Below are 2,275 nucleotides of genomic sequence, written 5' to 3' on the forward strand. Positions count from 1 at the left end.
GCAGGCAAGATCCTCGAGGTGCCGGCGTACCAGTTGCTCGGTGGGAAGTACCGCGACGAGGTCCGTGTCTACTGTGACTGTCACACCGAGGAGGAAGCGGATCCGATCGCCTGTGCCGACGAGGCCGAACGCGTCGTCGAGAAACTCGGGTACGACGCCCTCAAATTCGACCTCGACGTTCCGTCCGGCCACGAGAAAGACCGCGCGAACCGCCACTTGCGCGAACCCGAGATCGAGCACAAAGCCTCGATCGTCGAGGCTATCACCGAACGCGTCGGCTCCCGTGCCGACGTCGCGTTCGATTGTCACTGGACCTTCTCGGGGGGCTCCGCGAAGCGGCTGGCTCAACGGCTCGAGGAGTACGACGTCTGGTGGCTCGAGGACCCGGTGCCACCGGAGAACCACGATGTCCAGCGGGAAGTCACCCAGAGCACCTCGACGCCGATCACTGTCGGCGAGAACGTCTACCGTACCCACGGCCAGCGCCGACTGCTCGAGGAGCAGGCGATAGACATCATCGCACCGGACATGCCGAAGGTTGGCGGCATGCGCGAGACCCGCAAGATCGCCGACCTCGCCGACCTCTACTACGTTCCCGTGGCGATGCACAACGTCGCTTCGCCCGTCGCGACGATGGCAAGCGCCCACGTCGGAACGGCGATCCCGAACTCGCTGGCCGTCGAATACCACTCCTACGAACTCGAGTGGTGGGAGGACCTCGTCGAAGAGGACGTCATCGAGGACGGCTACATCGAGGTGCCGGAAGAGCCGGGTCTGGGGGTGACGCTCGATATGGACGTCGTCGAGGAGCAGATGGTCGATGGTGAGGAACTCTTCGACGAAGCCTAACCTCCCCCACCGAAGCGACGACACCCAAGCGATTCGACAGTAGGACCAGGACTAGGGCGACGAGCCCGAGGGGTTTCCCCGCCTGAACAGCGTCTCGATGTCCCCCGGGTGGAACGTCTCCGGTGACACCTCTCCGTCGGCCTCGAGCGCCCGTCCGAGGTACGTCGCGCTGTTTATCAGCCCGAGGTGGGAGAACGCCTGTGGGACGTTCCCCAGGAGTCGCCCCGTCTCGGGGTCGACCTTCTCCGAGTAGAGTCCCAGCGGGCTGGCGTACTCGAGCACGTTCTCGAAGTACTCCCGGGCGCGCTCGAGTCGGTTCGAGAGCACGAGCGCGTCGATGAGCCAGAACGAACACAGCAGGAACGGCTCCTCCTCGTCTTCCCTGACATCGCTGTCGACGAACCGAACGACGAGTCCGTCGTCGGTCGTGAGCCGATCGATGACGGCATCGATCGTCGACTGAACGCGGTCGTCTTCCGGCGGCAGGAACTCGTAGATCGGGATCAACAACGCAGTGGCGTCTAGCGCGTCCTCGCTCTCGAAACACTGGACGAAGCTCTCGGCCGATTGACTGTAACCTCGCTGCTCGATCGCTTCGCGGACTTCGTCACGACTCTCTCGCCACGCGTCGAGCGGAGCCTCGAGATCGTTGTTTCTCGCGAGAGCGATGCCACGGTCGAGCGCGACCCAGCACAGCAGCTTCGAGTGGAGGAAGTGTCGCCGTTCGTCACGGAACTCCCAGATGCCGGCGTCGCGCTGGTCCCAGTTGGCACAGACGTAGTCGACAATGTTACAGATCGACTCCCAGATTCCTTCGATCCGGACGGATTCGTCGAACTGGATCGTCTCGTAAACCGCCTGGACGATCGTCCCGTAGACGTCGAGTTGTGTCTGGGGCGCAGCGTCGTTCCCGATCCGGACCGGGTCGCTCCCCCGATAACCGGAAAGGTGCTCGAGGGTCTCCTCCGCGACGGCATCGTCAGTTTGGCCGTGAAGACTGTAGAGCGGTCGAATCTCGGCCGGATCGTTGCGTGCGATGTCGGCAAACCAGTCGAAGTACTCGCGTGCCTCGCGTTCGTGGCCCGTATCGTGGAGTGCCTGGACGGTGAACTTCGCGTCACGCATCCAGTTGTACCGGTAGTCCCAGGTTCGTTCGGAGCCGATCTTCTCGGGGATCGAGGTCGTCGCCGCTGCCGGGATCGCTCCCGTTTCGTGGTGGATCAGCAGTTTCAATACCAGTTCCGAGCGGACGACGGCCTCGTACCACCGCTCTGGCATCGCCTCCGGACCGCCGTCGCGTGCGCCGAGCCACTCCCGCCAGTAACGTTTCGTCTCGTCGAGCGCTGTCTCGTGATCGATCGACGAAAGCGGCTCCCGGCCGCCGTACTGGACTCCCGTCCAGCTGTCTCTTATACACATCTTGAGC

Annotated in this window: 1 protein-coding gene; it reads left to right on the forward strand. The window is 63.5% G+C overall.

The annotated features are described in order from the left end of the window. Nucleotides 1–849: mandelate racemase/muconate lactonizing enzyme family protein (locus C446_RS03465; RefSeq protein ID WP_006671673.1), on the forward strand; the 849-nt coding region annotated here is incomplete at its 5' end. Between the last annotated feature and the right edge of the window lie 1,426 nt (nt 850–2,275).

The organism is Halobiforma nitratireducens JCM 10879, from assembly GCF_000337895.1.
Taxonomy (GTDB): Archaea; Halobacteriota; Halobacteria; order Halobacteriales; family Natrialbaceae; genus Natronobacterium; species Natronobacterium nitratireducens.